Annotated in this window: 26 protein-coding genes; 9 read left to right on the top strand and 17 right to left on the bottom strand. The window is 63.4% G+C overall.

What is annotated here, in order from left to right:
* Positions 1–170 precede the first annotated feature (170 nt).
* A complete protein-coding gene (locus PCO31110_RS18400) occupies positions 171–809 on the bottom strand; it encodes a peroxiredoxin (protein WP_150691098.1) in 639 nt (212 codons plus the stop codon).
* Positions 810–1,023: 214 nt separating this feature from the next.
* On the opposite strand from PCO31110_RS18400, the gene PCO31110_RS18395 reads away from it, so the two are divergent.
* The 3 genes from PCO31110_RS18395 (at position 1,024) to PCO31110_RS18385 (ending at position 2,343) form a co-directional block, all read left to right on the top strand.
* Positions 1,024–1,326: an ElaB/YgaM/YqjD family protein gene (locus tag PCO31110_RS18395; RefSeq protein ID WP_144265750.1), complete on the top strand. Its 303-nt coding sequence runs from the start codon at positions 1,024–1,026 to the stop codon at positions 1,324–1,326.
* A gap of 98 nt (positions 1,327–1,424) precedes the next feature.
* The gene (locus PCO31110_RS18390) at positions 1,425–1,808 is read left to right on the top strand and encodes a phage holin family protein (protein WP_010808500.1); all 384 of its coding nucleotides are present in this window, start codon (positions 1,425–1,427) and stop codon (positions 1,806–1,808) included.
* A gap of 13 nt (positions 1,809–1,821) precedes the next feature.
* Positions 1,822–2,343, top strand: coding sequence for a DUF3318 domain-containing protein (locus PCO31110_RS18385; RefSeq protein WP_174979638.1), 522 nt, complete (start codon positions 1,822–1,824; stop codon positions 2,341–2,343).
* On the opposite strand, the gene PCO31110_RS18380 is transcribed toward PCO31110_RS18385, so the two are convergent.
* The 7 genes from PCO31110_RS18380 to PCO31110_RS18350 form a co-directional block, all read right to left on the bottom strand.
* Positions 2,263–2,877, bottom strand: coding sequence for a GspH/FimT family pseudopilin (locus PCO31110_RS18380; RefSeq protein ID WP_150691229.1), 615 nt, complete (start codon positions 2,875–2,877; stop codon positions 2,263–2,265). The two genes, PCO31110_RS18385 and PCO31110_RS18380, sit on opposite strands and share 81 nt — an antisense overlap.
* Positions 2,867–3,502: a pilus assembly protein gene (locus tag PCO31110_RS18375; RefSeq protein WP_150691096.1), complete on the bottom strand. Its 636-nt coding sequence runs from the start codon at positions 3,500–3,502 to the stop codon at positions 2,867–2,869. The genes PCO31110_RS18380 and PCO31110_RS18375 overlap by 11 nt, the downstream gene beginning before the upstream one ends.
* The gene (locus PCO31110_RS18370; RefSeq protein WP_150691095.1) at positions 3,481–4,458 is read right to left on the bottom strand and encodes a PilW family protein; all 978 of its coding nucleotides are present in this window, start codon (positions 4,456–4,458) and stop codon (positions 3,481–3,483) included. The genes PCO31110_RS18375 and PCO31110_RS18370 overlap by 22 nt, the downstream gene beginning before the upstream one ends.
* 650 nt (positions 4,459–5,108) lie before the next feature.
* The gene (locus tag PCO31110_RS18365; protein ID WP_010808495.1) at positions 5,109–5,366 is read right to left on the bottom strand and encodes an acyl-CoA-binding protein; all 258 of its coding nucleotides are present in this window, start codon (positions 5,364–5,366) and stop codon (positions 5,109–5,111) included.
* Between the two features lie 327 nt (positions 5,367–5,693).
* Entirely contained in the window at positions 5,694–7,184 is a 1,491-nt protein-coding gene (adeC, locus tag PCO31110_RS18360; RefSeq protein WP_150691094.1) for an AdeC/AdeK/OprM family multidrug efflux complex outer membrane factor, read from the bottom strand.
* Positions 7,185–7,186: 2 nt separating this feature from the next.
* Entirely contained in the window at positions 7,187–10,360 is a 3,174-nt protein-coding gene (locus PCO31110_RS18355; RefSeq protein ID WP_150691093.1) for an efflux RND transporter permease subunit, read from the bottom strand.
* 15 nt (positions 10,361–10,375) lie between these two features.
* Positions 10,376–11,602 (bottom strand): efflux RND transporter periplasmic adaptor subunit, encoded by a 1,227-nt coding sequence (locus PCO31110_RS18350; RefSeq protein WP_150691092.1) that lies wholly within the window; start codon positions 11,600–11,602, stop codon positions 10,376–10,378.
* Positions 11,603–11,948: 346 nt separating this feature from the next.
* Here PCO31110_RS18350 and PCO31110_RS18345 point away from each other — a divergent pair, with 346 nt between their 5' ends.
* The 4 genes from PCO31110_RS18345 to modC all read left to right on the top strand — a co-directional run bounded on the left by PCO31110_RS18345 (position 11,949) and on the right by modC (position 15,612).
* The gene (locus PCO31110_RS18345) at positions 11,949–12,614 is read left to right on the top strand and encodes a TetR family transcriptional regulator (protein WP_010808491.1); all 666 of its coding nucleotides are present in this window, start codon (positions 11,949–11,951) and stop codon (positions 12,612–12,614) included.
* Positions 12,615–12,996: 382 nt separating this feature from the next.
* Positions 12,997–13,809: a molybdate ABC transporter substrate-binding protein gene (gene modA / locus PCO31110_RS18340; RefSeq protein ID WP_246189894.1), complete on the top strand. Its 813-nt coding sequence runs from the start codon at positions 12,997–12,999 to the stop codon at positions 13,807–13,809.
* Between the two features lie 8 nt (positions 13,810–13,817).
* Positions 13,818–14,516 (top strand): molybdate ABC transporter permease subunit, encoded by a 699-nt coding sequence (gene modB / locus PCO31110_RS18335; RefSeq protein ID WP_036662124.1) that lies wholly within the window; start codon positions 13,818–13,820, stop codon positions 14,514–14,516.
* Complete coding sequence (gene modC, locus PCO31110_RS18330; protein WP_150691091.1) at positions 14,506–15,612, top strand: molybdenum ABC transporter ATP-binding protein; 1,107 nt, start codon at positions 14,506–14,508, stop codon at positions 15,610–15,612. Before modB ends, modC begins: the two co-directional genes overlap by 11 nt.
* Positions 15,613–15,715: 103 nt before the next feature.
* Here modC and PCO31110_RS18325 read toward each other — a convergent pair whose 3' ends face one another.
* The 5 genes from PCO31110_RS18325 to PCO31110_RS18305 all read right to left on the bottom strand — a co-directional run bounded on the left by PCO31110_RS18325 (position 15,716) and on the right by PCO31110_RS18305 (position 18,879).
* Positions 15,716–16,015: a pentapeptide MXKDX repeat protein gene (locus tag PCO31110_RS18325; protein ID WP_150691090.1), complete on the bottom strand. Its 300-nt coding sequence runs from the start codon at positions 16,013–16,015 to the stop codon at positions 15,716–15,718.
* Between the two features lie 81 nt (positions 16,016–16,096).
* On the bottom strand, positions 16,097–16,915 hold the full coding sequence (locus PCO31110_RS18320) for a molybdopterin-dependent oxidoreductase (protein WP_217427288.1): 819 nt from the start codon (positions 16,913–16,915) through the stop codon (positions 16,097–16,099).
* Between the two features lie 29 nt (positions 16,916–16,944).
* Entirely contained in the window at positions 16,945–17,580 is a 636-nt protein-coding gene (locus PCO31110_RS18315; protein WP_246189893.1) for a cytochrome b/b6 domain-containing protein, read from the bottom strand.
* 134 nt (positions 17,581–17,714) lie between these two features.
* Entirely contained in the window at positions 17,715–18,272 is a 558-nt protein-coding gene (locus PCO31110_RS18310) for a winged helix-turn-helix domain-containing protein (RefSeq protein WP_150691089.1), read from the bottom strand.
* Complete coding sequence (locus PCO31110_RS18305; protein WP_150691088.1) at positions 18,262–18,879, bottom strand: SRPBCC family protein; 618 nt, start codon at positions 18,877–18,879, stop codon at positions 18,262–18,264. Before PCO31110_RS18305 ends, PCO31110_RS18310 begins: the two co-directional genes overlap by 11 nt.
* A gap of 331 nt (positions 18,880–19,210) precedes the next feature.
* On the opposite strand from PCO31110_RS18305, the gene PCO31110_RS18300 reads away from it, so the two are divergent.
* Positions 19,211–20,230 carry an XdhC family protein gene (locus PCO31110_RS18300; RefSeq protein ID WP_150691087.1) on the top strand — a complete coding sequence of 340 codons (1,020 nt, stop codon included), beginning with the start codon at positions 19,211–19,213 and terminating at the stop codon, positions 20,228–20,230.
* A 167-nt stretch (positions 20,231–20,397) separates the two neighbouring features.
* On the opposite strand, the gene PCO31110_RS18295 is transcribed toward PCO31110_RS18300, so the two are convergent.
* Together PCO31110_RS18295 and PCO31110_RS18290 are read right to left on the bottom strand one after the other, a co-directional pair.
* Positions 20,398–20,844, bottom strand: a complete 447-nt coding sequence (locus tag PCO31110_RS18295; RefSeq protein ID WP_150691086.1) for a carboxypeptidase regulatory-like domain-containing protein — start codon at positions 20,842–20,844, stop codon at positions 20,398–20,400.
* Positions 20,845–20,973: 129 nt separating this feature from the next.
* A complete protein-coding gene (locus PCO31110_RS18290; RefSeq protein WP_150691085.1) occupies positions 20,974–22,515 on the bottom strand; it encodes a DegQ family serine endoprotease in 1,542 nt (513 codons plus the stop codon).
* 252 nt (positions 22,516–22,767) lie between these two features.
* Here PCO31110_RS18290 and PCO31110_RS18285 point away from each other — a divergent pair, with 252 nt between their 5' ends.
* The gene (locus PCO31110_RS18285; protein ID WP_150691084.1) at positions 22,768–23,211 is read left to right on the top strand and encodes a hypothetical protein; all 444 of its coding nucleotides are present in this window, start codon (positions 22,768–22,770) and stop codon (positions 23,209–23,211) included.
* A 153-nt stretch (positions 23,212–23,364) separates the two neighbouring features.
* Here the strand turns inward: PCO31110_RS18285 and PCO31110_RS18280 are convergent, their stop codons facing one another.
* Both PCO31110_RS18280 and PCO31110_RS18275 read right to left on the bottom strand, forming a co-directional pair.
* Complete coding sequence (locus PCO31110_RS18280) at positions 23,365–24,777, bottom strand: ATP-binding protein (protein ID WP_150691083.1); 1,413 nt, start codon at positions 24,775–24,777, stop codon at positions 23,365–23,367.
* A complete protein-coding gene (locus tag PCO31110_RS18275) occupies positions 24,777–25,448 on the bottom strand; it encodes a response regulator (protein ID WP_036662059.1) in 672 nt (223 codons plus the stop codon). Before PCO31110_RS18275 ends, PCO31110_RS18280 begins: the two co-directional genes overlap by 1 nt.
* Positions 25,449–25,774 lie beyond the last annotated feature (326 nt).

The raw sequence follows: 25,774 nt of genomic DNA, 5'->3' as shown, positions 1-25,774 counted from the left end.
GCAGATCGCGCAGCGCATCGCGGTTCATGCGACTTGTCTGGTACGCGTCGTTTCTCAGGCCGCACTTCGCGGGCCGTCAATCCCCCGGGCGACGGCGCGTACCAAACAAAAAAGCCAGCTCTGTCGAGCTGGCTTTTTCTCATCCGCTGTCTTCTGCGGCGTTAGCCGGATTACTTGTTCGGCTGCGGCGTGAGACGCAGATACGGACGCACGGCCTTGTAACCCTTCGGGAATTTCTCCTTGAGCACGGCTTCATCCTTGAGCGACGGGACAATCACGACGTCCTCACCATCCTTCCAATTACCCGGTGTGGCGACCGAGTAATTGTCGGTCAGTTGCAGCGAGTCGATAACACGCAGGATCTCGTCGAAGTTGCGGCCCGTGCTGGCCGGATACGTGATGATCAGGCGCACCTTCTTTTTCGGGTCGATCACGAACAGCGAGCGAACCGTCACGGTTTCGCTGGCATTCGGATGGATCATGTCGTAGAGCTGCGAAACCTTGCGATCGCCGTCGGCCAGAATCGGGAAATTGACCGTGGTGTTCTGAGTCTCGTTGATGTCCTTGATCCAGCCCTTGTGCGACTCAACGTCGTCAACCGACAGCGCGATGGCCTTCACGCCGCGTTTCTCGAACTCACCCTTGAGTTTTGCGGTCAGACCCAGTTCGGTCGTGCACACCGGCGTGTAATCGGCCGGGTGCGAGAAGAGCACACCCCAACCGTCACCAAGGAATTCGTGGAACTTGATTTTGCCAACCGACGAGTCCTGCTCGAAATCGGGGGCAATGTCACCCAAACGCAATGTCATTTACGGTCTCCTTGAGAACCTTCAAGTCAGTGGGGTAAAGACTAAAGGATGCTAAGCTTTGCCAGAACGAATAAAAAATTGATTGCACATAATTATTCGCAATATGGCGCCCTCGGGGGATGTTGTTTTATGGCAACGATTCGTTGAAAGCGTTACGATAACACCCATATCCCCTTCGCATTTTCCTCCCAGAATCGGGTAACGACTACGTCGCATAGTGCACACCAACAAGGAGAAGTTTATGACTGATATCAAATCCGTATTGGCCGACGCCGAAGACCTGCTCAAACAAGCCGCCAACACGACCGGTGAGCGCGCATCCGAATTGAGCGACAAGGCCCTGACGCTGCTCAAGCAAGCCAAGGAAAAGGCTTCCGACGTGCAGGTGGTCGTTGTCGAGAAGAGCAAGCAAGCCGCTCGCGCGACCGACGACTATGTTCACGACCATCCGTGGCAAGCGGTGGGCATCGCCGCCGGTATCGGCGTGGTGATCGGCCTGCTGCTCAACCGCAAGTAAGCTACGTCGACGCCAGTTGCTTTCTCGCCTATTCTGCCTATGGCGGAGCCCACCTGACCGGTGCGACGGGTCAGGTGAGCCGCCCACAAGTCCAGCCCATGACCGCCAATGATCGCACGACCCCGCCGCGGCCTTCACTGCGGCGCCTCGCCGGTGCGTTGCTCGAGATCCTGCAGTCGCGCATCGAACTCATCGGCATCGAATTGACCGAAGAGAAAGAACGTCTGATGGGCGTCGCTTTCCTTGGTCTGGCCGCGATGCTCTTCGGCGTACTCGCTCTCGTGTCGCTGGCCGCGCTGGTGATCGTGATTTTTTGGGACACCTATCGCCTCCAGGCCATGACCGGCATCTTCGTCGTGTATCTGTTGCTCGCCGGCTGGTGCGCATTGCGTGCGCGCAACATTCTGCGCGATGCCCCGATGCCGTTCGAGGCCACACTGGCCGAGTTCGAAAAGGACCGCGACGCACTGCGTCCGGACTGAAGGAGATCTGCCCGTGCCGCTGGAACAGAACCGCCCTCGCCGCACGCGACCGTCACGACGCTCGCGTCATGACCTCCTCGCCATTCGCAAGGAACTCGTGCTCACGCGTATCGCTGTTGAGCGCGCCGAACTGATTCAAGCCTCGCACGATACGCGCGAACGCCTGCGCAATTTCCGTTGGGTACGCTATCTGCTGCCCGGTGGCTTTGCCAACCTCGCCAGCATTAGCGGCCTCGCCAGTTCCGGACTCAAGCTCGGCGGACTGCTTGAGCGCTATCCGCTGGTCAGTTCCGTTGCCTCGCTGGCGCTCACCGGTTTGTCGCATACCCCTGTCGGACGCGTGGTACGCCGCAGTCTCAAGTGGGGCAGCCTCGGCGTTCTCGCGTGGCAAGGAATCAAGCTCTGGCAGGAATCAACGAAGCCGTCGACGCCGAAAGCGGGTGCCCCCTATGCGTCAGATACGTCCGACACACCTCGCGCGTCTGCGACAACCTCGTCCCGACGCAACGACATCGGCCCCCCACCGGTCATGTAATCGCTGCGCCCCGGCCCACGCATCACAGCGTCGAGCCACACGGGCGCGTCCGTAGGCATTGATGATGATGCAAACGCGCCGCCCGTGCCCCGCAATGCGCACCGTCCCCGACAACCACCCTCGTGTCTGCGTTCGCATGAAACCGTCTTCTGCGAACGCGAGGCCTTCGGTGTTGTACAACCCCCATCGCACGTCGACACTCACGCCCGGTGGCAATGGCGCGTATCGCCCCAGCACTTGATCTCCCGCATCGAAGCGATCGTTGCGATTCTGGTCGACGAACGTCACCCAGCCGCTATTCAGACTCCCGCCGTCATGTGGGGCCATTGCCACGCGCCGGTGCCGTCCCAGCGCCTCGGAACGCGCTGCCTGCAGCGATGCCAGAAACGCTCGCGCCGTGATGTCTACCGCCACCCGGCGGCGAACCGTGTCGATGGAAGGCGAAACCGCCATCAGTGCAACGGCGAGCACGGCCATCGCAATGACACACTCCAGCATCGTGACGCCGCGTGCGGCACGTAGATCAGGACGCATCGCAATGCTCGCTACGAGTGCCCGGCGCAGGTGTCACAGCACTGCTGTCATGCCACCTGGCAACCTCACGCCAACTCAACGAACGCGATGAAAACGATGCCAGTTCACCGCCACCACCCGCTTTCCCCGTTCGTTGCCGGACTTCATAGATCGCCTGCAAATACACACGCGTGCCTGGCAACTCGCCACACCCCATCGCACTCACGCGATACCGCCGCACTGGCACGTCGCGCGTTTCCGGTTCGCCCGCCAGATACGCCGAATACGCGATTCTCTCGATGAAGTAGCGCGCCCTTCGCGTCGCAACGACGGCGGCACTGCCATTCCATTCGACCGTTCGCCATCTCGGCACACGGCGCTGGTACCAGATGTCACCGCGATGGTTCGCCTCAAGCACGCCCTGTGGTCCCGCCTCGAACGCCGGCACGGCGGCAATATCCGCGGCACGCGCCTCATGCGTCAGCCAATCGCGCGCTTCGGCAAGCGCCCGGTCCGCCGCCGCAAACGCCCCTGCGCGATCGTTCGTATAGGCAATGAAACGGCTGGCCAATTGGCGATGGTGCATGCCGGATGCGGCAAGCGTCATCAGCGCCGCCAGCCACATCACCATGAAGACGCCAACCATTTCGCCTCCTCGCCGACGCCACCATCGTTGCGACGATAGGCCACCGCATTGAATACGTGCAGATGAACGTCTCCGGCGTTACCCAGCCGCTTGTACTCACGACCACCGGATGCCGCATCGAACACTTCGACCACCCGCGTGGTCCGTGGTTTGCCACCGCTCCGCGGCGCGCCGCGCAAGACCAGCGAAAAGGCCACCGCCGCGACGTTCTCCCATCCGCCCTCCCCGGGTGGCGGGCTTGGCGGCCTGCGGCGCAGACTTCTGACGGGCTCAACCCAACGCAAAGACCCGGTCCCGCCGACGCGAAACCCTAGCCGAACGTACATCGCCTCCACCCCGCTCACCAGCACCTGTGCCGGATGCAGATCCGTCGAGCGCGTTTGACGCTCACCGTAGCGGCAGTAGAGCGAGGGAATCTCGTCCTCGCCCTTATCGACATAGAAGATGCTGAGATGTCTGTCGTCCGGACGTCCCGTCGCTCGGGTACGCATGCCCGCGCAGTTGTGGATGGCACCGTTGCCCTCCGACAATCCCGCCCCCTGGAACTGCACTTCCAGCAGTGAGCTGCCTTGCCACCCTGATCGCGCACACGTGTCGACGGTGCCGGCGCATGCCGCACTCGCTCGCAACGACGGCCACTCGCGCTTCACAGGCCCCGGCGGCCAGATCGCGCCCTCCATCGGGTCCCAGTTCCGGTATCCCGCCATGCCAACGGCACGGGTGAGTTGTGTCAATGCAAAGATCGCGCGCTCGGTAACGTCGTATCGCTCCGCCTGAACCCGCCACAATCGAATGCCCGCGAGATAGATCGCGATCGCCGCCGTCACGATCAGCAACCCGAGCGGCATTGCCAGCACCCACTCAAGCAGCGTAAAACCCGCCATACGACGCACGCACGCCTTGTTCCCCCTGCCCAAACGCGGCGGCCACATCACGGGGACCGACGAGCGTGCCATACATCGTTCCCCGCTTGCGCTGGCAATGCCAACACGACATTTGTCTTCGAAGGAGCAAGCTCGGCGGATGTCATTGCCCCCGCCGCCTGCCAATGGGCGAAGCCCTGCGCGCCAGCCATAAGCGCCGCCAGTGTGAACATGACGTCAAGCATTGCGCCCCCGCGAAAGCGGGTCTTGCAACGCCCGCCGCTCGTCGGTTTCCCTTCCGCCGCCTCGCCTTGCGGCCTCCCCCGCGTACGCGACGGCGACGGCAGCGGCAACTGCCCTCGGCCTCGCCGTCCGCCAGCATCGCGCGATGGTGTTCGCCGAGCGCCTCGCATCGGCGGAAAGCGGTGATTAGCCAGCGTATCGCGAAGCGCCTGCCGGTCGGCGCGACGCCGCTGGTGTCGTCGATCCTGTTGCATGGTTCGGTCTCCCGTCTCGTTGATGACGCGTCCATCGTCGCCCACGCTTCGTCACACGCCAATCGGATTGCGCCGCAAAACCTGCCCCGTCATGCGCCACCTCACTTTCCACACGCGACGCCACATCCCTCAACGAACGTCCATAAAAAAAACGGCGACCGAAGTCGCCGTCTTTGGGCTGACCGTACCGAACGAGTTCGGCACCGCCTCATTGGCTCGTGACGGGCAACCGCGTGCCCGGCAACGTTATCCCTTCAGCTCGTCGACGAGTGCGACATAAGCTTCTTGCGCCTCTTCTTTCGACTTGCCTTTGAGCATTTCCCAGGCATCGAACTTGGCACGGCCGACGAAATCCGTCATGCCCGGACGCGTGCCGGACACATCACCCTCGGTGCCTTGTTTGAAGAGCGCATAGATACGCAGCAATGTGAAATTGTCGGGGCGTTCCGGCAGCGTCTTGGACTGGGCTACCGCCTCGTCGAAGCGAGCTTGAAGATCGCTCATGGTGTCTCTCCCTGGAAAAGCAGTCAGCTTATATATGCCCCGTGCGACGATTCGCCAATGTCTGGAAACGCTCGCGTCGACGCTCGGGGTGTTGCGAATACAACGCGATCAAGGATAGCGACGAAGCGCTACGCGAGGTAGGGGCGAGCGTAGAACCCGGCGTCTAAACTTCTTGGGAACTGAGCCAATTTCTCGCACGACATGACTCACAAAAACGAAACGCCCGGCACATGGCCGGGCGTTTCGAGGTTCAAGCATTGCGCCTCAGCGAGACAAGTGGCTCACACCGCCGCCTGCCTCACGACATCGTCGACGCAAGCGACACGATCACGACGATGCTGCCGCAGGTGCCGACGCCGTCCCGGCGTTGGCCGGAACCGAGCGCTCTTCCCAACCACCGCCGAGCGCCTTGTACAGCGTGACGAGATTGGTCCAGCGCGCCAGACGCGTGGCGATCAGCGTTTGCTGCGCCGAGTACAGCGAGCGTTGCGACACAAGTGCGTTCAGGTAGCTGTCCACACCGTTGCGATAGCGCAGGTCCGAGAGCTTGTAGCTCTCGTCGCTCGCCTTGACGAGCGACTCCTGCGCCGAGACCTGATCGTCGAGCGTGCCGCGTGCGGCCAACCCGTCGGACACCTCGCGGAACGCCGTCTGAATCGCCTTCTCGTAGTTGGCGATCTCGATACGCTTCTGCACCTTGGCCAGATCGAGGTTGGCGACGTTCTGCCCGCCCGCGAAGATCGGCAGCGTGATGGTCGGTGCGAACGACCATGCACCCTGCCCGCCCTTGAACAGATTGCTCAGCGAGGCACTGGCCGTGCCGGCGTTTGCCGTCAGAGAAATCGTCGGGAAGAACGCCGCACGCGCCGCACCGATGTTCGCGTTGGCCCCCTTGAGCGTGTGCTCGGCCGCCGTGACATCCGGACGCCGCAGCAACAGATCCGAAGGCAACCCGGCCGGCAAGTCGGTAAGCAGACCTTGCCCATCGAGCGGACGTCCCGGCGGCAAATCGGCCGGCAACGGCTGGCCGATGAGCAGCGCGAGCGCATTTTCGTCCTGTGCAACCTGACGCGTGTACTGCGCGAAATTTGCCCGCGCCGTATCGACCGGCGTTTGCGCCTGACGCAGATCCAGCCCTGAGGCCGTGCCCACGTTGAAGCTGCGCTTGGTCAGGTTATACGACGATTCCTGGCTCTTGAGCGTGTCGGTCGTGAGTCTGAGCAACTCCTGATCCGCCAGCCAGGTGAGGTACGCCGTCGCCACTTCCGAGATCAGCGTCATATGCGCTGCCTTGGCCGTGTCCTCGCTCGCCAGATACGTCTCCAACGCCTGATCCTTCAGGCTCTGGATACGACCGAACAGATCTAGTTCATACGACGTGAAACCCACACCAACCTGATAGCTACGGCTGATCCCGGCACGTCCCGACGACGACAAATCCGCCGGCGAGCGCTGAACCGACGCCTGCCCCGCCGCCCCAACCGAGGGCAGCAGCGCCGAGCGCTGGATCTGGTACTGCGCACGCGCCGCTTCGATGTTGAGCATCGAGACTCGCAGATCGCGGTTGTTCTCCAGCGCGATCTCGATCAGCTTCTGCAGGCGAGGATCGGTGAAGAAATCTCGCCAGCCCAGATCGGCGGCTGCCAGGGCATTGCTGCCGGTGGTGCCGTTCTGGTTCGCCGCCCCGGACGTCTTGTAGGCCGGGCCAGTGGGGAACGACGTGGCTACCGGTGCCTCGGGCCGCTCATAATGCGGCGCGAGGGTACAGCCTGCCAGGAACGCTGCCGCCAAGGCCATCGGCAATGCTTTGTGCTTCATAGTCAGTTTCCTTCCTTGGCGGGGCCGGCGTCGAGTGGCTCGTGACGCGCTTCCGGGTGTTCCACGGTATCCAGTTCCTCATGAGCGAAGCGCTTGCGCACGAGCACGAAGAAGATCGGTACGTAGTAGATCGCGAGGAACGTTGCCGCCAGCATACCGCCGATCACGCCGGTGCCGATAGCGTGCTGCGAGGCCGAGCCGGCGCCGTTCGAGATCGCAAGCGGCAACACCCCGAGAACGAACGCCATCGACGTCATCAGAATCGGGCGCAACCGCAGTCGCACCGCCTCCATCGTCGCTTCCATCAGCGAGCGGCCTTCCTCTTGCAGATCCTTGGCAAATTCCACGATAAGAATCGCGTTCTTCGCCGACAGACCCACCGTGGTGAGCAGACCCACCTGGAAGTACACGTCGTTCGACAACCCGCGCAACGTTGCGGCCAGCAGTGCGCCCAACACACCCAGCGGCACCACCAGAATCACCGAGAACGGAATCGACCAGCTCTCGTACAACGCCGCCAGACACAGGAACACGATCAGGATGGAGATGGCATACAGCGCCGGTGCCTGCGAGCCGGAAATGCGCTCTTCAAACGACAGCCCCGTCCACTCCAGACCGATACCCGGAGGCAGTTGCTTTGCAATTTCCTCCACGGCCTTCATGGCGTCACCCGACGACTTGCCCGGTGCCGGCATCCCCTGAATTTCCACCGCAGGCACGCCGTTGTAACGTTCCAGGCGCGGGGAGCCGTAGATCCACTTGCCGGTGGCGAAGGCCGAGAACGGCACCATGGTTCCGCTAGCGTTGCGCACGTACAGCTTGTTGATGTCCTGCGGCAGCATGCGGTCCTTCGGTTCCGCCATCACGTACACCTTCTTCACGCGACCCCGGTCGATGAAGTCGTTCACGTAGGACGAACCCCACGAGGCCGAGAGCGTGGTGTACACATCGGCAATCGACAGCCCAAGTGCAGCCGCCTTTTCTTCGTCGACGTCCACCTTGTACTGCGGCGTGTCGTCAAGACCGTTCGGACGCATGTTCGCCAGATTCGGATTCTTTGCAGCCAAACCGAGGAGCTGGTTACGCGCCGCCATCAACGCGTCGTGGCCGAGGCCTGCGCGATCCTGCAGTTCGAAGTCGATACCGCCCGCGTTACCCAGTTCAGGCACCGACGGCGGGTTGATCGCGAAGATCATGGCGTCCTTCACGCTCGCGAACGCCTTATACGAACGCGCAATCACCGCCTGCACCTTCAGATCGGACGACTGACGGTCTTCCCACGGACGCAGCATCGTGAACGCCAGACCCACGTTCTGACCACGGCCGTTAAAGCCGAAGCCCGTCACCGTGAAGATCGAACGCACGGCGTCCTTTTCCTTCTCGAGGTAGTGCGTCTCGACCTGCTTCATGACTTCGAGCGTGCGCTCTTGCGACGCGCCCGGCGGCAATTGCACCAGGTTGAAGAAGTAGCCCTGATCTTCATCCGGCAAGAACGCCGTCGGCATGCGCATGAACAGGAAGCCCACCGTCGCGACGATCACGACATAGACGATCAGGAGCGGCGTGCTGCGCTTCAGAATACGCTCCACCTGACCCTGATACTTCTTCGAGCCCTTGTCGAACGTGCGGTTGAACCAGCCGAAGAAGCCGCGCTTTTCGTGCACTTCGCCCTTCTTGATCGGCTTGAGAATCGTCGCGCACATGGCCGGCGTCAGCACGATCGCCACCAGCACCGACAATGCCATGGCTGCCACGATCGTCAGCGAGAACTGGCGATAGATGGCCCCTGTCGAGCCGCCGAAGAACGCCATCGGCACAAACACCGCCGAGAGCACGAGCGCCACGCCTACCAGCGCGCCGACGATCTGGTCCATGGCCTTCTTCGTCGCTTCCTTCGGACTCAGCCCCTCTTCGGCCATCACCCGCTCGACGTTTTCCACCACCACAATGGCATCGTCGACGAGCAGACCGATGGCGAGCACCAGACCGAACATCGACAAGGTGTTGATGGAGAAGCCTGCCGCGCCCATGATGCCGAACGTACCGAGCAACACGACCGGCACGGCGATCGTCGGGATGATCGTTGCCCGCAGGTTTTGCAGGAACAGATACATCACCAGGAACACGAGCACGATACCTTCGATGAGGGTCTTGATCACTTCTTCGATCGAGATCTTCACGAACGGCGTGGTGTCGTATGGGTAATCGACCTTCATCCCGGCCGGGAAGTACGGCTCCAGATCGGAAACCGCCTGCTTGACCGCCGTGGCCGTTTGCAGCGCGTTCGCGCCCGTAGCCAGCGTGATGGCCAGACCCGCGGCAGGCTTGCCGTTATAGCGTGCAACCACCTGGTACGATTCGCCGCCGAGTTCGACACGGGCGACGTCGCCCAGACGCACCTGCGAGCCGTCCTTGTTGACCTTGAGCAGAATCTTGCGGAACTGCTCCGGCGTTTGCAGACGGCTTTGCGCCGTCACGGTCGCGTTGAGCTGTTGCCCCTTGACCGCCGGCGCACCGCCCAGCTCGCCCGCCGAAATCTGCACGTTCTGCGCCTGAATGGCGCTCGAAACGTCGATGACGGTCAGGTTATAGCCGTTCAGTTTCTGTGGATCGACCCAGACACGCATCGCGTATTGCGAGCCAAAGAGCTGCACCTGACCCACGCCGTTCACACGGCTGATCGGATCCTGCACGTTGGCGGCAATGTAGTTCGCAAGGTCGATGTCGGTCATCCGGCCATCGTCGGAGTACGCGCCGATCACCAGCAGGAAGTTCTTGGTCGCCTTGGCCACCTTGATACCCTGCTGTTGCACCTGCTGCGGCAGCAGCGGCGTGGCAAGTTGCAGTTTGTTCTGCACCTGCACCTGTGCGATGTCCGGGTTCGTGCCCTGCGAGAAGGTCAGCGTGATCTGCGCCGTACCCGAGCCGTCGGACGTCGACGACATGTACTCGAGGTTATCGATACCGTTCATCTGCTGTTCGATCACCTGCGTGACCGTATCCTGAACGGTCTGCGCCGAAGCGCCCGGGTAGGTCGCAGTGATCTGCACCGAAGGCGGTGCGATGGGCGGATATTGCGAGACCGGCAGCTTCAGGATCGAAAGCGCACCGGCCAGCATGATGACAATCGCGATCACCCACGCAAAAATCGGGCGATCGATAAAAAACTTTGCCATGAATGAGGCTCCGCGTTATTGAGCGTTGGCGGCCGAGGCAGTGCTCGCCTGCGAGGCAGGCACCGCAGCAGCCGGTGCGCTGGCACCCGCCGGAGTCGACCCCGGTTGTTGCGCCGGCACAGCCTTTGCCGGTGCACCCGGGCGTACCTTCTGCAGACCCGACACGATCACCTGATCGCCCGCTGCCAGCCCCGAACTCACCAGCCACTTGTCGCCGATCGCGCGATCGGTCACCAGTTGACGCAGTTCGACCTTGCCTTCCTTGTTCACGATCAGCGCGGTCGGCTGGCCCTTCTGGTCACGTGTGACACCCTGTTGCGGCACGAGCAGCCCCCCTTCCTTCACGCCTTCCTGAAGCTTGGCGTGCACGAACATACCGGGCAGCAACTCACGATTCGGGTTCGGGAAGATGGCGCGCACGGTCACCGAGCCGGTCGACTGGTCCACCGTGATGTCGGAGAACTGCAGCTTGCCTTCGAGCGGGTACTTCGTGCCGTCTTCCAGCGTCAGTTCCACCTTGGCGGCGTTCTTGCCCCCGCTTTGCAGCTTGCCGTCGGCCAGCGCACGGCGCAGACGAAGCCCTTCCGTCGCCGATTGCGTCACGTCCACGTACATCGGATCGATCTGCTGAACGGTCGTCATCAGCGTGGCCGCCCCCGATTGCACGTAAGCGCCTTCGGTCACCTGCGACAACCCCGTACGGCCCGAGATCGGGGCCGGCACGTCGGTGTAGCCGAGGTTGATTCGCGCCGTTTCGACCGCCGCCTTGCCGGATTGCACATCGGCGTCGGCCTGCAGCGCAGCGGCGACGGCGTTGTCGTAGTCCTGCTTCGAGACAGCCTCGACTGCGACCAGTTGCTTGTAGCGATCGGCCAGCAGCTTTGTCGAGGCCTGATTCGCGGTGGCCTTGGCCAAGGTGGCCTTGGCGTTGTCGTAAGCCGCCTGATACGTGGCCGGATCGATCTTGTACAGACGCTGGCCTGCCTTGACGTCACCGCCTTCGGTGAAATCGCGCTTGAGCACGATGCCATCGACACGCGCGCGCACGTCGGCAACGCGGAAGGGCGAAGTGCGTCCTGGCAGGTCGGTCGTCAGTGTTACGTTCTGAGGTTGCAGCGTCACGACGCCGACTTCCGGCACCATGCCCTGCGGCTGCTGCGGCTTCTTGCCGCATGCGGCCAAGGTCAATACCGCGAGTGCCACGGCCGTGACCATCCCCAGTGAACTTCTCTTGACGTGCATATACGCCCCCGATAAATGGAATGCGGTCAAACAAATTGACGATACGTTGCGACGATTGCGGTTGCGACGATTGCAGCGGCGAAGACCGGTCTGCAGTCCCGTCGCATAAAGACGGGTCGGCGAATGCCCAAGGCCCGGGTGATCTGGCCTCAAATGGCTCCCTCACATGGGTGAGGCTTTTCCCCTAGACGAAGGAGCTTAAATGTTCCCTGTGCAATAGAGCAAGCGGCTGCTATTATAGATACATTCATGAATGTATGTAAATCACATTGCGTTGCATCAAAGTGCACCGTGTTTTTCATCGCATTTCGCAAAATTTCCGCCGCCCCACCCCTGTGACACGACGATGGCCCGTAGAACCAAAGAGGAAGCGATCGAGACCCGCAATCTGTTGCTCGACACCGCCGAGACGGTGTTCGCACAGAAAGGGGTGTCACGCACATCGCTCGCCGACATCGCCGAAGCCGCTGGCCTGACCCGCGGCGCCATTTACTGGCACTTCAAGAACAAGATCGACCTGTTCAACGCCATGATGGATCGCATCCGTCTGCCCATGGAACGCATGATCGACGAGGTGTGCACCGAGCCGGAGAACGGCGATCCGATGGAGCGAATGCACGATATCTGCAAGCTCGTGCTCAAGGAGACGGCGCGTAACGAGCGCCGCCGTCGCGTGCTCGACATTCTGTTCCACAAGTGCGAATACACGAACGAGATGCTCTCGGTGCTCGAGCGTCAGCGTGAAGCGTGCGCCGACGGCAAGCAGCGCATCATGAGAGACATGGAACGCGCCATTGAGCGAAATCAGTTGCCGAAGCGTCTCAACACGCGCGTGGCGGCGATCATGCTGCACGCGCTTGTGGTCGGCATGATGTCGGACTGGTTGTTCCTGCCCGACTACGATCTCGGCGTGGAGTGCGATGCGGTGGTCGACGGCTTCTTCGACATGCTGCGCATGAGCCCGGCGATGCTGCGCCCGGAGAGTGAAACGCCACAGGCCGGCCTCGCCTGAGCGCACGCGTCGAACGGCGCACCCCGTCTTTCGAGACCACCCCCTATATTAGTTAGCAGGCGCCCGTCACCGGGCGCTTGTTCGTTGGTGCCCGCCTTTGCGCGAGGGGACGTACATCGTCCCGCTTGTCCCGATCGTCCCGATTTCTCCGTTTCACAACGCGAAGTTCCCGCACCGCACGACTTTCGGACGCCGCCATACGGCAGATACCTACACAGCGTCGCAGCGTTATATATAATTCTACATAACGCGTTGCCCCCACTTCGCGACCGGCAATCCGGCCTTGCTGCCCGATTGCATCCACGAGTCTGCTCAAGGCGCGCGACCTGTTCGCCGCCAGACATCGAGCCGACCTAGCCACCCCATGCTGGAGACCACATTCGTGAAAGCTGTCGTCATCGCTAGCCTGAAGTCCCGAACCCCGCGAAAGTCCGGCACGATGCTGCGTCGCGCACTGGGCGTTGCCGCCGTCGGCACGAGCCTGTTGTTTGCCGGCCACACCGCAGCCCAGCAAGTGTTCGCTGCGGCCAGCATGAAAGACGCTCTCGATGACTTGTCCGCCGCCTACACCAAGGAAACCGGCAAGAAGCCGGTGCTCGTGTACGGCGCGAGTTCGACGCTGGCCCGCCAGATCGAAAAAGGCGCACCGGCCGACGTGTTCATCTCGGCCGACCAGGACTGGATGGACTACGCCCAGAAGCATGACCTGATCGACACCAGCACGCGTCGCAACCTGCTTGGCAACGAACTGGTGCTGATCGCGCCGGCCACCACCACGGGCGACATCGATCTGAAGCCGGGCGCCGACCTCGACGCGAAGCTCGGCGACGGCCGCCTCGCCATGGGTGATCCGGCCCATGTGCCGGCGGGCCTCTACGGTAAAGCGGCGCTCGAGAAGCTCGGCATCTGGTCGAAGGTACAAGGCAGGGTCGCCGCCGCCGACAACGTGCGTAACGCCTTGCTGCTGGTCGCGCGCGGTGAAGCGCCCTACGGCATCGTGTACAAGACCGACGCCAACGCCGAGAAGCGCGTGCGCATCGCCGGCACGTTCCCGGCCGACAGTCATGCCCCGATCGTCTACCCGGTTGCCGTGACGAAGCAGGCCAACCGTGCCGACGCCGATCCGTTCTACAAATTCCTGCAAACCCCCACGGCTCAGGCCACGTTCCGGCGCTTCGGCTTCAGCCGTCCCTAAGCATGCTCATGAGTCTCAGCCCGGAAGAATGGGGCATCGTCGAACTCAGCCTGCGCATCGGCTTGTGGGGCACGCTTTGCAGCCTGCCCTTCGCCTACGGCGCCGCCTGGCTGCTCGCTCGCCGGCATTTCCCCGGCAAGGCGCTGCTCGACGCCATCCTGCACTTGCCGCTCGTGCTGCCACCGGTGGTCGTCGGCTTCGCCCTGCTCGTGCTGTTTGGCGCACAAGGCGCTATCGGCAAGCTATTGCGCGAGTGGTTCAACTTCACCTTCGCGTTTCGCTGGACGGGCGCCGCGCTCGCGGCAGGCGTGATGGGCTTCCCGCTGCTCGTGAGAGCGATCCGGCAAGCGCTCGAAGCGTCGGACACCAAGCTGGAGCAAGCCGCGCAGACACTCGGCGCCGGCCCGTGGCTCACCTTCTTCACGGTCACACTGCCGCTCACTGCCACCGGCGTGCTGCATGGCTTCGTACTCGCGTTCGCCCGTGCACTCGGCGAATTCGGTGCAACGATCACGTTCGTGTCGAATATTCCCGGACAAACGCAAACGCTGCCGCTGGCGATTTACACCGCCACGCAGGTGCCGGATGGCGACGCGATGGTCTGGCGTCTGTGTGCGATCTCGGTCGTATTGGCCGTGGCAACGCTCATCTTCTCCGAAGTGCTGATCCGCTTCGGTAATCGCAAGGCGCTTGGTTATGACGGTTGAAGTTCGTCTCCAGCATTCGTTCGGCGACTTCAGGCTCGACGTGGAGTTCGCCGCAGGCATGGGCGTGACCGCGCTGTTCGGGCCGTCGGGCAGCGGCAAGAGTACCGTCGTCAATGCCGTTTCCGGCCTGCTCAAACCCAACGCAGGGCGCATCGTCGTGGGCGACGACGTGCTCTTCGACAGTGCCGCCGGGGTCAACCTGCCGACGTGGCGCCGCCGCATCGGCTACGTGTTTCAGGACGCCCGCCTGCTGCCGCATCTGACGGTACGTCAGAACCTGCTTTTCGGCCGCTGGTTACGACGCCGCGACATGGCCGCCGCAGGCACCGGGGCAATTGCGCTGGAGCACGTGGTCGACGTGCTGAATCTGGAACACCTGATGAGCCGCCGTCCGGGGGCGTTGTCGGGCGGTGAGAAACAACGCGTGGGTATCGGCCGCGCCTTGCTGTCGTGCCCGCGCATGCTGCTCATGGACGAGCCGCTGGCTTCGCTCGATCATGCGCGGCGTCTCGAAGTGCTCGACTACCTGAACCGCATTCGTCACGAGTTGAAGTTACCCGTGTTGTACGTCACGCATTCGCTCGACGAGGTGATGCGACTGGCCGATCAGGTGGTGTTGTTCAAGGACGGCCGCACGATCTCGCAAGGTGCACCGGCCGACGTGCTCAATACGCATCGCGACGCGCTCGACGGCGCGGACGAAGCGCCGGGCACCGTGCTGGAGACGCGCATCGTCGGGCACGACACGCAGTACGGTCTGACCGAGCTTGCCGTGAACGGCAGCGATACGATCCGGCTGCGAGTGCCGCGCGCCAGCGGCGACGCAGGCGATGCCTGCCGCATTCTCGTGCGCGAGCGCGATGTCGCAGTGGCCACCGCGCCGCCCGTCGATACCAGTGTGCTGAACGTGCTGCGCGCACGCGTGACGACGCTGCGCGATCTTGGCGACTCCGTGGAAGTCAGCGCCACGCTCCTCGGCGATACCGCAGGCACGGCGCTGCGCGCACGCATCACCCGCTTCTCTGCCGATCAACTGCAACTGGCGTCGGGCCGCGACGTGTTTCTGCTCATCAAATCGGTGGCGCTGACGCGCTAGCTCGTCGTTGCGCGGCACCGCTGCCAGCGTCGGTGACGTCACAATAGACAAGGCGTCGCAACGGAAGTCCGCTGCGACGCCTTGTTGCTTCCCATCGCCTGACTTAATAGCCCTTGCCCATCCCATCGCCTTTGGACATGCCATCGTCCTTGTCCATCTTGCCCTTGGCGTCGTGCTTGCCCATGGCACCGCCCTTCGACATGGCATCGCCCTTGCCCATCGCGTCGCCCTTGGACATCTTGCCGCTCTTGTCCATGTCCTTGTCCTTGCTCATGGCATCGCCTTTGCTCATGGCACCGCCCTTCGACATCGCATCGCCCTTGCTCATCGCGTCCTGCGCAAAAGCGGCACCGGTGCCGAGCGCCAGTCCCATTGCCATCACCGCCAGATATCGCATCTTCATTGCCGTAATCCTCCAAATGTGAGTGAGCCCTGCCGGAGCGCCAGGTCTGCGCTCCGTGAATCGTGCAGTCACGCGTTGGCGTCAACTGCCGCCGAACCAGTTGTAGCCCTGGTCCTCCCAGTACCCGCCCGGATACGTGTTGGTCACGAAAATCGCGCGGATATGTTTGGGATTCTTGTAGCCGAGCTTCGTGGGAATACGCAGCTTCATCGGGAAGCCGTACTCCCTTGGCAGCGTCTGGCCGTCGTAGGTGAGCGCGAGCAACGTCTGCGAATGCAGTGCCGTGGGCATGTCGATGCTCGTGTAGTAGTCGTCGGCGCATTTGAAGCCGACGTAGCGCGCAGTCGTGTCCGCGCCGATACGTCGCAGGAAGTCGGAGAACGTCACGCCACCCCAGCGGCCGATGGCGCTCCAGCCCTCCACGCAGACGTGACGCGTGATCTGCTCCGCCGCACGCGGGCGCGCGAACTCACGGAGCGCATCAAGACGCCATGGCGCCTTGTCCGCAATCAGTCCGGACAGCTCCAACCGATAGTCGGCTTCTTCGACCACCGGTGCTTCGTCCATCGAATAGAACGCGTTGAACGGGAACGGACGTGTGATGCTCGACGCCGGGAACGTCGGCGCCAGCACGTCCTGACGAAACAGGGCGGCCTGTACGCGGTCGTTCCAGCGCGAGATCTTGTCCAGCGCCGCATCCACGCTGGCGTTGTCGTCCAGCGAGCACCCCGAGAGCAGCGCCACGCCGCCGAGCGACAGCGTGCGCGTCAGGAAGGCTCTGCGAGAAGGCTCGGCCACACGACGCGTCATCAACGCACGCGCTTCGTGCAGAATCGCTTCGCCGTCGCGCACGACCGGGGCGATGGGCGGAACGTTGCGGGATTGTCGTTCGAAGGTCATGGCAGTTCGGTCTCTCGTGGCGGGCGCACTCAGCGTCCGGTAATCATCGTGCGCAGTGTGCGAGGCACTAGCGCCACCATGGCGACATGGACCACGACGAACGCGACGAGGCCCGCCATCGCGACGAAATGCACCACGCGCGCGCCCTGAAATCCGCCGAACGCCGTGCAAAGCCAACCGAGCTGCACCGGCTTCCAGATCGCCAGCCCCGACGCCACGAGCAGCACCAGGTCAAGCACCGCGAACAGATATGCGGCGCGTTGCACCTGGTTGTACTGACGGGGATCGTCGTGCGCGAGACGGCCGCGCAGCGCAGCGAAGGCATCGCGCAGCACGCCGCGCAAGGTCAGCGGAAAGAAGCGGCGCGACAGGCGGCCGCTCGCAAGATTGGTCGACAGATAGACGAGTCCGTTGGCCGCCAGCAACCACATCGCCGCAAAGTGCCAGCGCAGCGCGCCGCCAAGCCAGCCGCCCAGCGTGATCTCGTTGGGGAAGCGAAAACCGAAGATCGGTGAGGCGTTGTAGATACGCCACCCGCTCGTGATCATCACGAGCACGGCCAGCACGTTCAGCCAGTGGGTGACGCGCAGCCAACCCGGCTGTACCGGCCCGGGCCGCGCCGGGGGCTGTGCCGCAAGCGGCACGGACTTCGTCAGGCGGGACATGGTGACCTCCATCGCGGGGTTCGCGTCAATGGAGTCAGTGTCGCCTCAGACCGGTGACGAAGTCCTCACGAAGACTTAACGTTTTCGTGATAGTCCGGAAGCAGGGGAATCAGCGACCGGAAGCTGGTGTTTGCTTACGCTTCGGCTTCGTCCGGGTCGACGGCCTTGCCGCCTTTGAGGTAGGCGTCGAAGATCGGCACGTGGGCGTCGAGCAGCAAGCGGATTTCCTTGATGAGCGTGTCGTAGTGCGCCATGAGGTTCTGCGCGAACGGCGTGAGTTGCGCGCCGCCACCGGACACGCCGCCGATATGGCGGGTGACGAGCGGTTCGCGGAATTCGTGATTCATCGCTTCGACGAGCAACCAAGCCCGCCGGTACGACATGCCCATGCGGCGCGCCGCCGCAGAAATCGACCCTGTCGCTTCGATGGCTCGCAGCAACGTCAGACGTCCCGGCCCGAACACCGGCGTGTCGCCGTCGCGAATGCGCACGCGCACGTCGTAGCTCGCTTCTCCGACAGGTGCCGGAGGCTTGCTGGCCGCCTCCAGCGCTTCGGCCGCGGCCAGTAACTCCCGCGCAAGCGCGTCGGCGTTGCGCGCGCCGGCGGTAAGGGCGACGCTCGCCTTGCCCGCTCTTTCCGGCTTGCCTACGGTCGCTTTGCCCGCTTTCCCCTGACGACGCTCAACTGGCATGGTTGCCCCACAGCACGATCAGAATCAGCACTACCACCGCCACGGCCCATGGCCACCAGCGCGCCATCTTTGCGCGCATGGAAGACGTACCGCGTGCGTCGGCAAACGTCGCGAGCGCGGCGGCCACTTCGCCATCGGCGGCGACGGGGTCGTTGCGCTTGTGATGGGGGGCGATGGCGGCCGTCAGGCGCTTAAAGAACTCGTCGGCGAGCCCGCGGACCGCCTCTTTGACTTGAGGGGTGTCCAGATGGGTGTACTCGCTGCCGAATTGCGCCTTCATGTCATACGTCAGCAGTGTGTTCATCGGTCCTTGCGATTGCAACGTGAGCGCCGCCCGGCCGCGCGTGTGCCCGGCCGACGAGCCCAGTCCGTCGAAATTCAATGTATACGCGCTTGGTGCCACCACATCGGAGAGCGTGATGCGGCCATTCCAGCGTCCGCTCAGCGGCCCCAGCGAGGCGACGACGACGATCGCCCACGTCGTGTCGTCGATACGGTCAAGCGATTCGCAGCCAGGAATACACCCGCGCAGGACGCCTGGGTCGTTCAGCGCGATCCATGCGACATCTCGTGCCACCGGCAACTGCCGGCTATTTTGCAGTTCCATTGCCCCTCCCCAAACGCGATGTGATGACTCGTTGGTGTTGCGGCGGTATTTCGGCGTTAACTCGAACCTCGAAGTATTGTGACACGAGTCAACTCACGTCAGATGACGGCGGCGACGTTGGGATCGACGCCCGCTCCGCCCCCAAAAACGACCGTCATGCGCCCGCGAAGCAGGCAGATGAGCGGAGTATCGGCGCAAATACAGCGCATGCCAAGGCGCGATATACTCGCCGGATCACATCGGGCGACGAATTGAAGGGCATGGAAGGGGGTGGCCCCGCGTCTTGGCTCCCATCGGCTGGCCGCTCGCATATTGGCGAAGGAACCGTGCTATGGACAGTGTCGATCTGGAAGTGCTGAAGTCCGCCGTACAGTGGACCCGCGCGGGCTTTTTCGTCACGCTGGGCACCGTTGTACGCACCTGGGGCTCTGCCCCGCGTCCCGTGGGCTCGATGCTCGCGATTCGTGAAGACGGCCACATGGTCGGCTCCGTCTCGGGCGGCTGCGTCGAGGACGACCTCATCGACCGCATTCGCGACGGCGACTGGCCACAGGACCGTCCCCAACTCACCAGCTATGGCGTGAGCGCCGAGGAGGCCCACCGCTTCGGGTTGCCCTGCGGTGGCACGTTGCAACTGGTGCTCGAGCCGTTGCGCGATGCGTCGCGCGTTGCGGACCTGCTCGACGCCATCGCGCAATTCCGCCTCGTCGTGCGCGAACTGAACATGGCGACCGGCGCGGTACGCATTGCGCCGGGCCATCACACGCCTTCGCTCGAATTCGACGGTATCCGGCTCATCACCTCGCACGGCCCACGCCGCCGGCTGGTGGTGATCGGCGCCGGACAACTCTCAAAATACGTCGCCGGTATGGCGTGCGCGCTCGATTATCACGTGATCGTCTGCGATCCACGCAGTGAATACGCCGACGAATGGCAGGTGCCGGGCACCGAGCTATCGCGCGAGATGCCGGACGATCTGATCGTGCGGCTGCAGCTTGACTCTCACAGCGCTGTGCTCACGCTCACGCACGACCCGAAGCTCGACGACATGGCGCTGCTCGAAGCGCTCAAGTCCCCCGCGTTCTACATTGGCGCCATCGGCTCACGCGTGAACAATGCGCGCCGCCGCGAGCGTCTGTCGCTCTTCGATCTGAGTTCGACAGAAATCGAACGACTGCACGGCCCGGTCGGTATGCACCTTGGCGCGCGCACGCCCGCAGAGATCGCCGTGGCGATTCTCGCCGAGATAACGGCGATCAAGAACGGCATCGCCGTTAAACAAACCTTCGCGGTACGCGCATCCGAAGACACGGCCGAAGGCCAAGCCTCCGCGTGCCAGAGCGCGGTCTGAACCGCGACACCCTCGGACGAATCGCGTCTCGCTTCATTTCCCGCAGCACAAAAAAAAGCGCCGCCACGTCAAACATGGCGGCGCAACTCGCTCACTCGTTGCAGAGTGGTATTGCCTGGGTTACCTCGTCATCCGTGATCCTTCGCCTGAGGCGGCTGATCGGCACATCATTCGCGCGGCCATAGGAACATGGCTGCGGCGTGCCCCTTGGCGGACACGCGGACATCCTTCGTCATCGGCTTGCCGTCATACGTCGCCTTCACGGTGTAGTTGCCTTCGGGCAGCTTCACGAGCATGAACGGCCCTTTCGAGCGCGTATCGAGCACCGTGGTGCCGCCGTGCATGATCTGCACCTGTACATCGGCCACGTACTCGTTTGCGCCGTCGCCGCGTGCCGCCATCTCGATAGACAACGGCCAGCGCGACGCCTCACGCTTGAAAGCCCCGGATTCGTCGCTGTCGATGCCGCCCGAGACATACGTCACATTCCCCTGCTGCATCGACGGCGGCAGCATCCCGCCTTGCGCATGGGCAGCCGAGATACCGCCCAGACTCCCAGCCATTACTGCGGCCGTCGCGGCGGCCACCGACCAGCGTTGCCATTGTTGCCACATATTCGACCTCCCGTTCATGTCATCACGATGCCGGATCGCACCGGTGGAGAGGCAGTCGTCACATCACGACCGCTCCCCCACCTGCGCACAAGGTAGTGCGTGGTATCCCGAGGGGGTCTCGCCCAGCATTTAGCCGAGATCGACCGGGATGAAAATCTGTTGTCCGTCGCGCTGCACGAGCAGCGCGACATTGTTGCCCGCCTTCTTGAGCCTGTCGCTCAGTTGCGAAGCGCTCGTCACCGGCGTGCCGTTAAGCGACAGGATGATATCGCCCGGCTGCACCCCGGCCTGTTCGGCAGGCCCACCCACACGCGCCACGAACAAACCGTTCGTGACTTGCGCCGCGCGCTTCTCCTCGGGCGAAAGATCGCGTACCGCGAGACCCAACCGCCCGTGCGTGGCCGAGTCGTCACGGCTCGCAACGTCCTGCTTCTCACCCAGCGCCGCCACCGTCACGCTCACGTCCTGCTTCGCGCCATTGCGCCAGACCGTCAGGGTTGCCTTCTGGCCCGGACGCATATCGGCAATCTTCTCCGGCAACTGCACCGAATCGTCGATGGTCGTACCGTTGACGGCCAGAATCACGTCGCCCGGCTTCAGATCCGACTTCGCCGCAGGGCCGTTCTTGTCGATGGACGACACGAGCGCCCCCGTAGGCTTGGACAAACCGAACGACTTCGCCAGCGACTGGTTCACTTCCTGAATCGCCACGCCGATCCGGCCGCGACTCACCTTGCCGTACTGCTGGAGCTGCGACTTGACCTTCATCGCCATGTCGATCGGAATCGCGAACGACAACCCCTGGAAGCCACCGGTGCGCGAATAGATCATCGAGTTGATGCCGATGACTTCGCCGTTCAGATTGAATAGCGGCCCGCCCGAATTCCCCGGATTGACCGGTACATCCGTCTGAATGAACGGTGTGTAGTTCTCGTCTGGCAAGGCGCGAGCCTTCGCCGACACGATGCCTGCCGTCACGGTGTTGTCGAAACCGTAGGGCGACCCGATGGCCACCACCCATTCGCCGGCCTTCGACTTCGACGGATCGCCGATCTTCACCGTCGGCAGATCCGTCGCGGCAATCTTGAGCAACGCGACGTCGCTCGCCTTGTCGCTGCCCACGACCTTTGCCTTGTACTCGCGCTTGTCGGTCAGCTTCACCGTGACCTGACTCGCGTCGTCGACGACGTGCGCGTTGGTCAAAATGTAGCCGTCCGGGCTCACGATAAAGCCGGAACCGAGACTGCGCGTCGGCCCGCCGCTGCCGCCGCTGCCGTCGTTGCCGTCGCTTCCGTCACCGCCGCCATCGTTGCCCGGTGCACCGTAAAAACGACGGAAAAACTGGAACAGCGGATCGTTCTGATCCATGCCCGGCGGCATCGGAATCGCAGCCGAACCGCGCGCCGCAGAAGGTTTCCCATCGTGCGTCACACTAATGTTGACTACGGCCGGTCCGTATTGTTCCGCTAGTTGCGAGAAGTCCGGCACCAGCATGCGCGGCGCGGTATTCGGGGTGTTTTGCGTGTTGGCGACAGGCATGGCATTGGCGTCGCTGAGCATCTCCGAGGCGACCGGTGCCTGCCAGTGCTGGCGTCCCGCCACGTAGCCGCCCGTCAATGCGACAAGCACGGCACCGGCAACCAGCGTACGAGTGAGCTTCGAGGTTCGCATGTGTCTCTCCTTACAGACGACCACGTTTGACATGACTGTGATCGTAGAGAGGCTCCCTTAAGGCAACCTTAAGAGGCTCGAAAGTGACTCATCGAATGCTGTCGCGCGCCATCTTGAGTGCTATGCGTTACGACAGCAAGCGTTTGAAGGGACATCTCGCGTGGTTCGCCTTGCGCGTGACGCATACCGCTGCCTACGGTGGCGGGGTGGCGCAATTCCGCGTCACAAGTTTTCAACCACGGGAGAATGACGATGGCTACCACCGAAACGACACTTTGCCGCATGCGCACAGATCGCCGTCACGCAGTTCGCTGGATGGGATATGCAAGCGCTGCCTTATGCCTGACCTTCGCGCTTTCAGTGAACGCCGCGCCCGGCAACGGCTCACGAGGCGACGGCAAAGGCACGCAAGGCCCTGCCGATTCGACGCAGGCGCAAGCGCAGATGCCGGGACAGGAACAAGGTCAGATGCCAGGAAAAATGCAGGGCCGGAACGGCAAGTGCACGCCGGACACGCCCACCGATCAGGCCGTCGTCGGCAAGTCGCTCGCGGACGCCGAATCGATGTTGCAAGGTTGTCCGTGGCGCATCGGCATGCAGGACGGCAAGATCATGCCGACCACGCGCGACTATCGTCCGGATCGCCGCACCCTCACGATCGAAAACGGCAAGGTCACAAGCGTGACGCGCGGATGAGTTCAGGTTTTCACCGAAGGCGCGGTGCGTCAATGCACCGCGCGATGTCGTGTGCGGCGGGTGCGATTGCCGTGACCGCACAACGCATCGACGTCCGGCAACACGAGCCGGACACAGCACGCGCACGGTATCTCGTGCGCGAATCCAAAATCGTCAGAGCGCTGGCGGGGGTGTCGACGCGGCGCTACCGAAGCTCACGCGCACACGCAGCCCCTGAGCGCTGCGCGCGTCGAACAACTCCACGCGCGCGCCATGCGCAAGCGCGATGTTGCGCACAATGGCAAGCCCCAATCCACTGCCCTGTGCACGCGGCGCGTTCGCCTCGTCCGGCGTCGGCGCGCCGGACGGCGGCGCCGAATGCCCTGCCTCGGCCCCGTCTGCCGGCGCTGCCCCGCCGCGGAAGAACCGGTCGAACACGCGCTCGCGCTCAGCCGGCGCAATCCCCGGCCCGGTGTCTTCAATCTCGACCACCGGCGACGGCATTGCCGCCACCAGACGAACGTCCACATGACCGCCGCGCGGTGTGTATTTCAGCGCGTTGTCGACGAGATTGCCGAAGAGTGTCTGCAGCGCATCTGCATCGCCGCGCACGCGGCTGATCGCGGCCAACGCGTCTGGGGCATCCAGCCCGAGATCGATCCCGCGCGCCGCAGCCAGTGCCGCGTGATGCGCCACCACGTCCTGCAGCAATGGGGCGAGCGGCAACTCGACGAACGCGGTGGCGGCGCGCGTGGCGTCGGGCTCCTGGCGCGCCAGCGTGAGCAGTTGCGCCACCATGCGCGAGGCACGCTGCACGCCATCACGCAGATCGCGCATGGCCTCGCTCCGCTCCGTCTCCGTATGGGCCCGCTCGAGCAACTGCACTTGCAATTGCAGCGCGGCGAGCGGCGTGCGCAATTCGTGTGCGGCATCGGCCACGAAGGCTTTTTGCTGCACAAGCGCCTCGTCGAGCCGGCCAAGCAGACTGTTGAGCGCACGCACCAGCGGCCGCACCTCGTCAGGCAATCCGGCTTCGGGCAATGCCTCCAGCGCCCCCGGCGCACGCGCATCGAGCGCCTTCGTGACACGACGCAACGGTTGCAAGCCGCGTCCGACCACGATCCAGACGAGCAACGCCAGCAGCGGCATCGCCACCACCAGCGGCAACAACGTGCGTAGCGCCATCGACACGGCGAGCGAATCGCGGATGACCATCGGCTGCGCGAGTTGCACGACGTTATCGCCAACGAGCGCCGCATACACGCGCCAGTCGCCTGCGGGGGTCTGCACTGTGGTGAAGCCGAGTTCGGCGCGCGGCGGCAGCGGCGTGCGCGGATGCGAGTAATACAACTCGACACCGTTGCGGCTCCATATCTGGATGACCAGCCCGCCCGAGTCGCTATGGTCGCCCGGCACGCTCGAGAAAGGCTCCGCAGGCAACGACAGCGCCATCTGCTGCAACTGGAAATCGAACAGGGCGTTGGCTTCGGTACGCGCCTGACGGAAGATCGCAATGCCCGCGAGCAACAACGCCACCGTCAGCGTGATCAGCAGCCCGACAAGAAGACGACGGCGGATCGAACGCATCAGTTCGCCTCCGGCGACGCCGGCATCATATAGCCGACGCCGCGCACAGTGCGGATGGCGTCTGCCCCCAGCTTCTTGCGTAGCCCGTGGACATGAACTTCGACCGCATTGCTCGCCACTTCCTCCCCCCAGCCATAGATACGCTCTTCGAGTTGTGCCTTGGACAGCACCGCGCCCGGCCGGTTGAGCAGGGCTTCGAGCACCGCGTATTCGCGTGCGGAGAGCACCACCGGCACGCCACCGCACGTCACTTGTCGCGTCGCAGGATCGAGCACGATGCCGCCGTGACGCAGTAACGGCTCGCTGCGCCCGGCCTGGCGGCGCACCAGCGCGCGCAGACGCGCTGCCAGTTCATCGAGATCGAAGGGTTTGACGAGGTAATCGTCCGCGCCGGCGTCGAGCCCCTTCACGCGGTCGGCGACCGCATCGCGCGCCGTGGCGATGAGCACTGGCAGCGTCTCGCCGCGCGCACGCAACGTACGTAGCACGTCGATACCGTCACGGCGCGGCAGACCAAGGTCGAGCAGCAGTGCATCGTACGACTCTAGCGAGAGCGCATCGAGCGCACGTTGTCCGTCTCCCACATGATCGACGGTCCAGCCGTCCTGGCGCAGACCTTTCATGACGGCTGCGGCGATCATCGTATCGTCTTCCACCAACAAAATTCGCATGGATTGAGCACCGGTTGAAACCCTCTCCGGACGTCACTGGCCGTACAGGCAACGTCGCCTCGCGTGCGCGATGTTGCCTATGCGTGACACTCGCCGGATTTCGACTCATTGTAGCGACAGTTCGTTGCATGACCGACATACAATGGAACGCATGCCGCCGCGATGTCAGACGCACATCGCGGCCCGCGCCCCATATCATTGTCATTGCTTCGCCGCCGCGTCCGCATCGCTTCGCCTGGGCATTCCCAGCCTTCAGGCCGTACGGTTTCGCTGCGCGCAACACTGGAGAACCTCGCCCGTCATGCGCGTCCCTCGTTTGCTCAACA

The organism is Pandoraea communis, assembly GCF_902459745.1.
In the GTDB taxonomy this organism is placed as follows: Bacteria; Pseudomonadota; Gammaproteobacteria; order Burkholderiales; family Burkholderiaceae; genus Pandoraea; species Pandoraea communis.
This window is presented reverse-complemented; position numbering and strand designations above follow the sequence as displayed.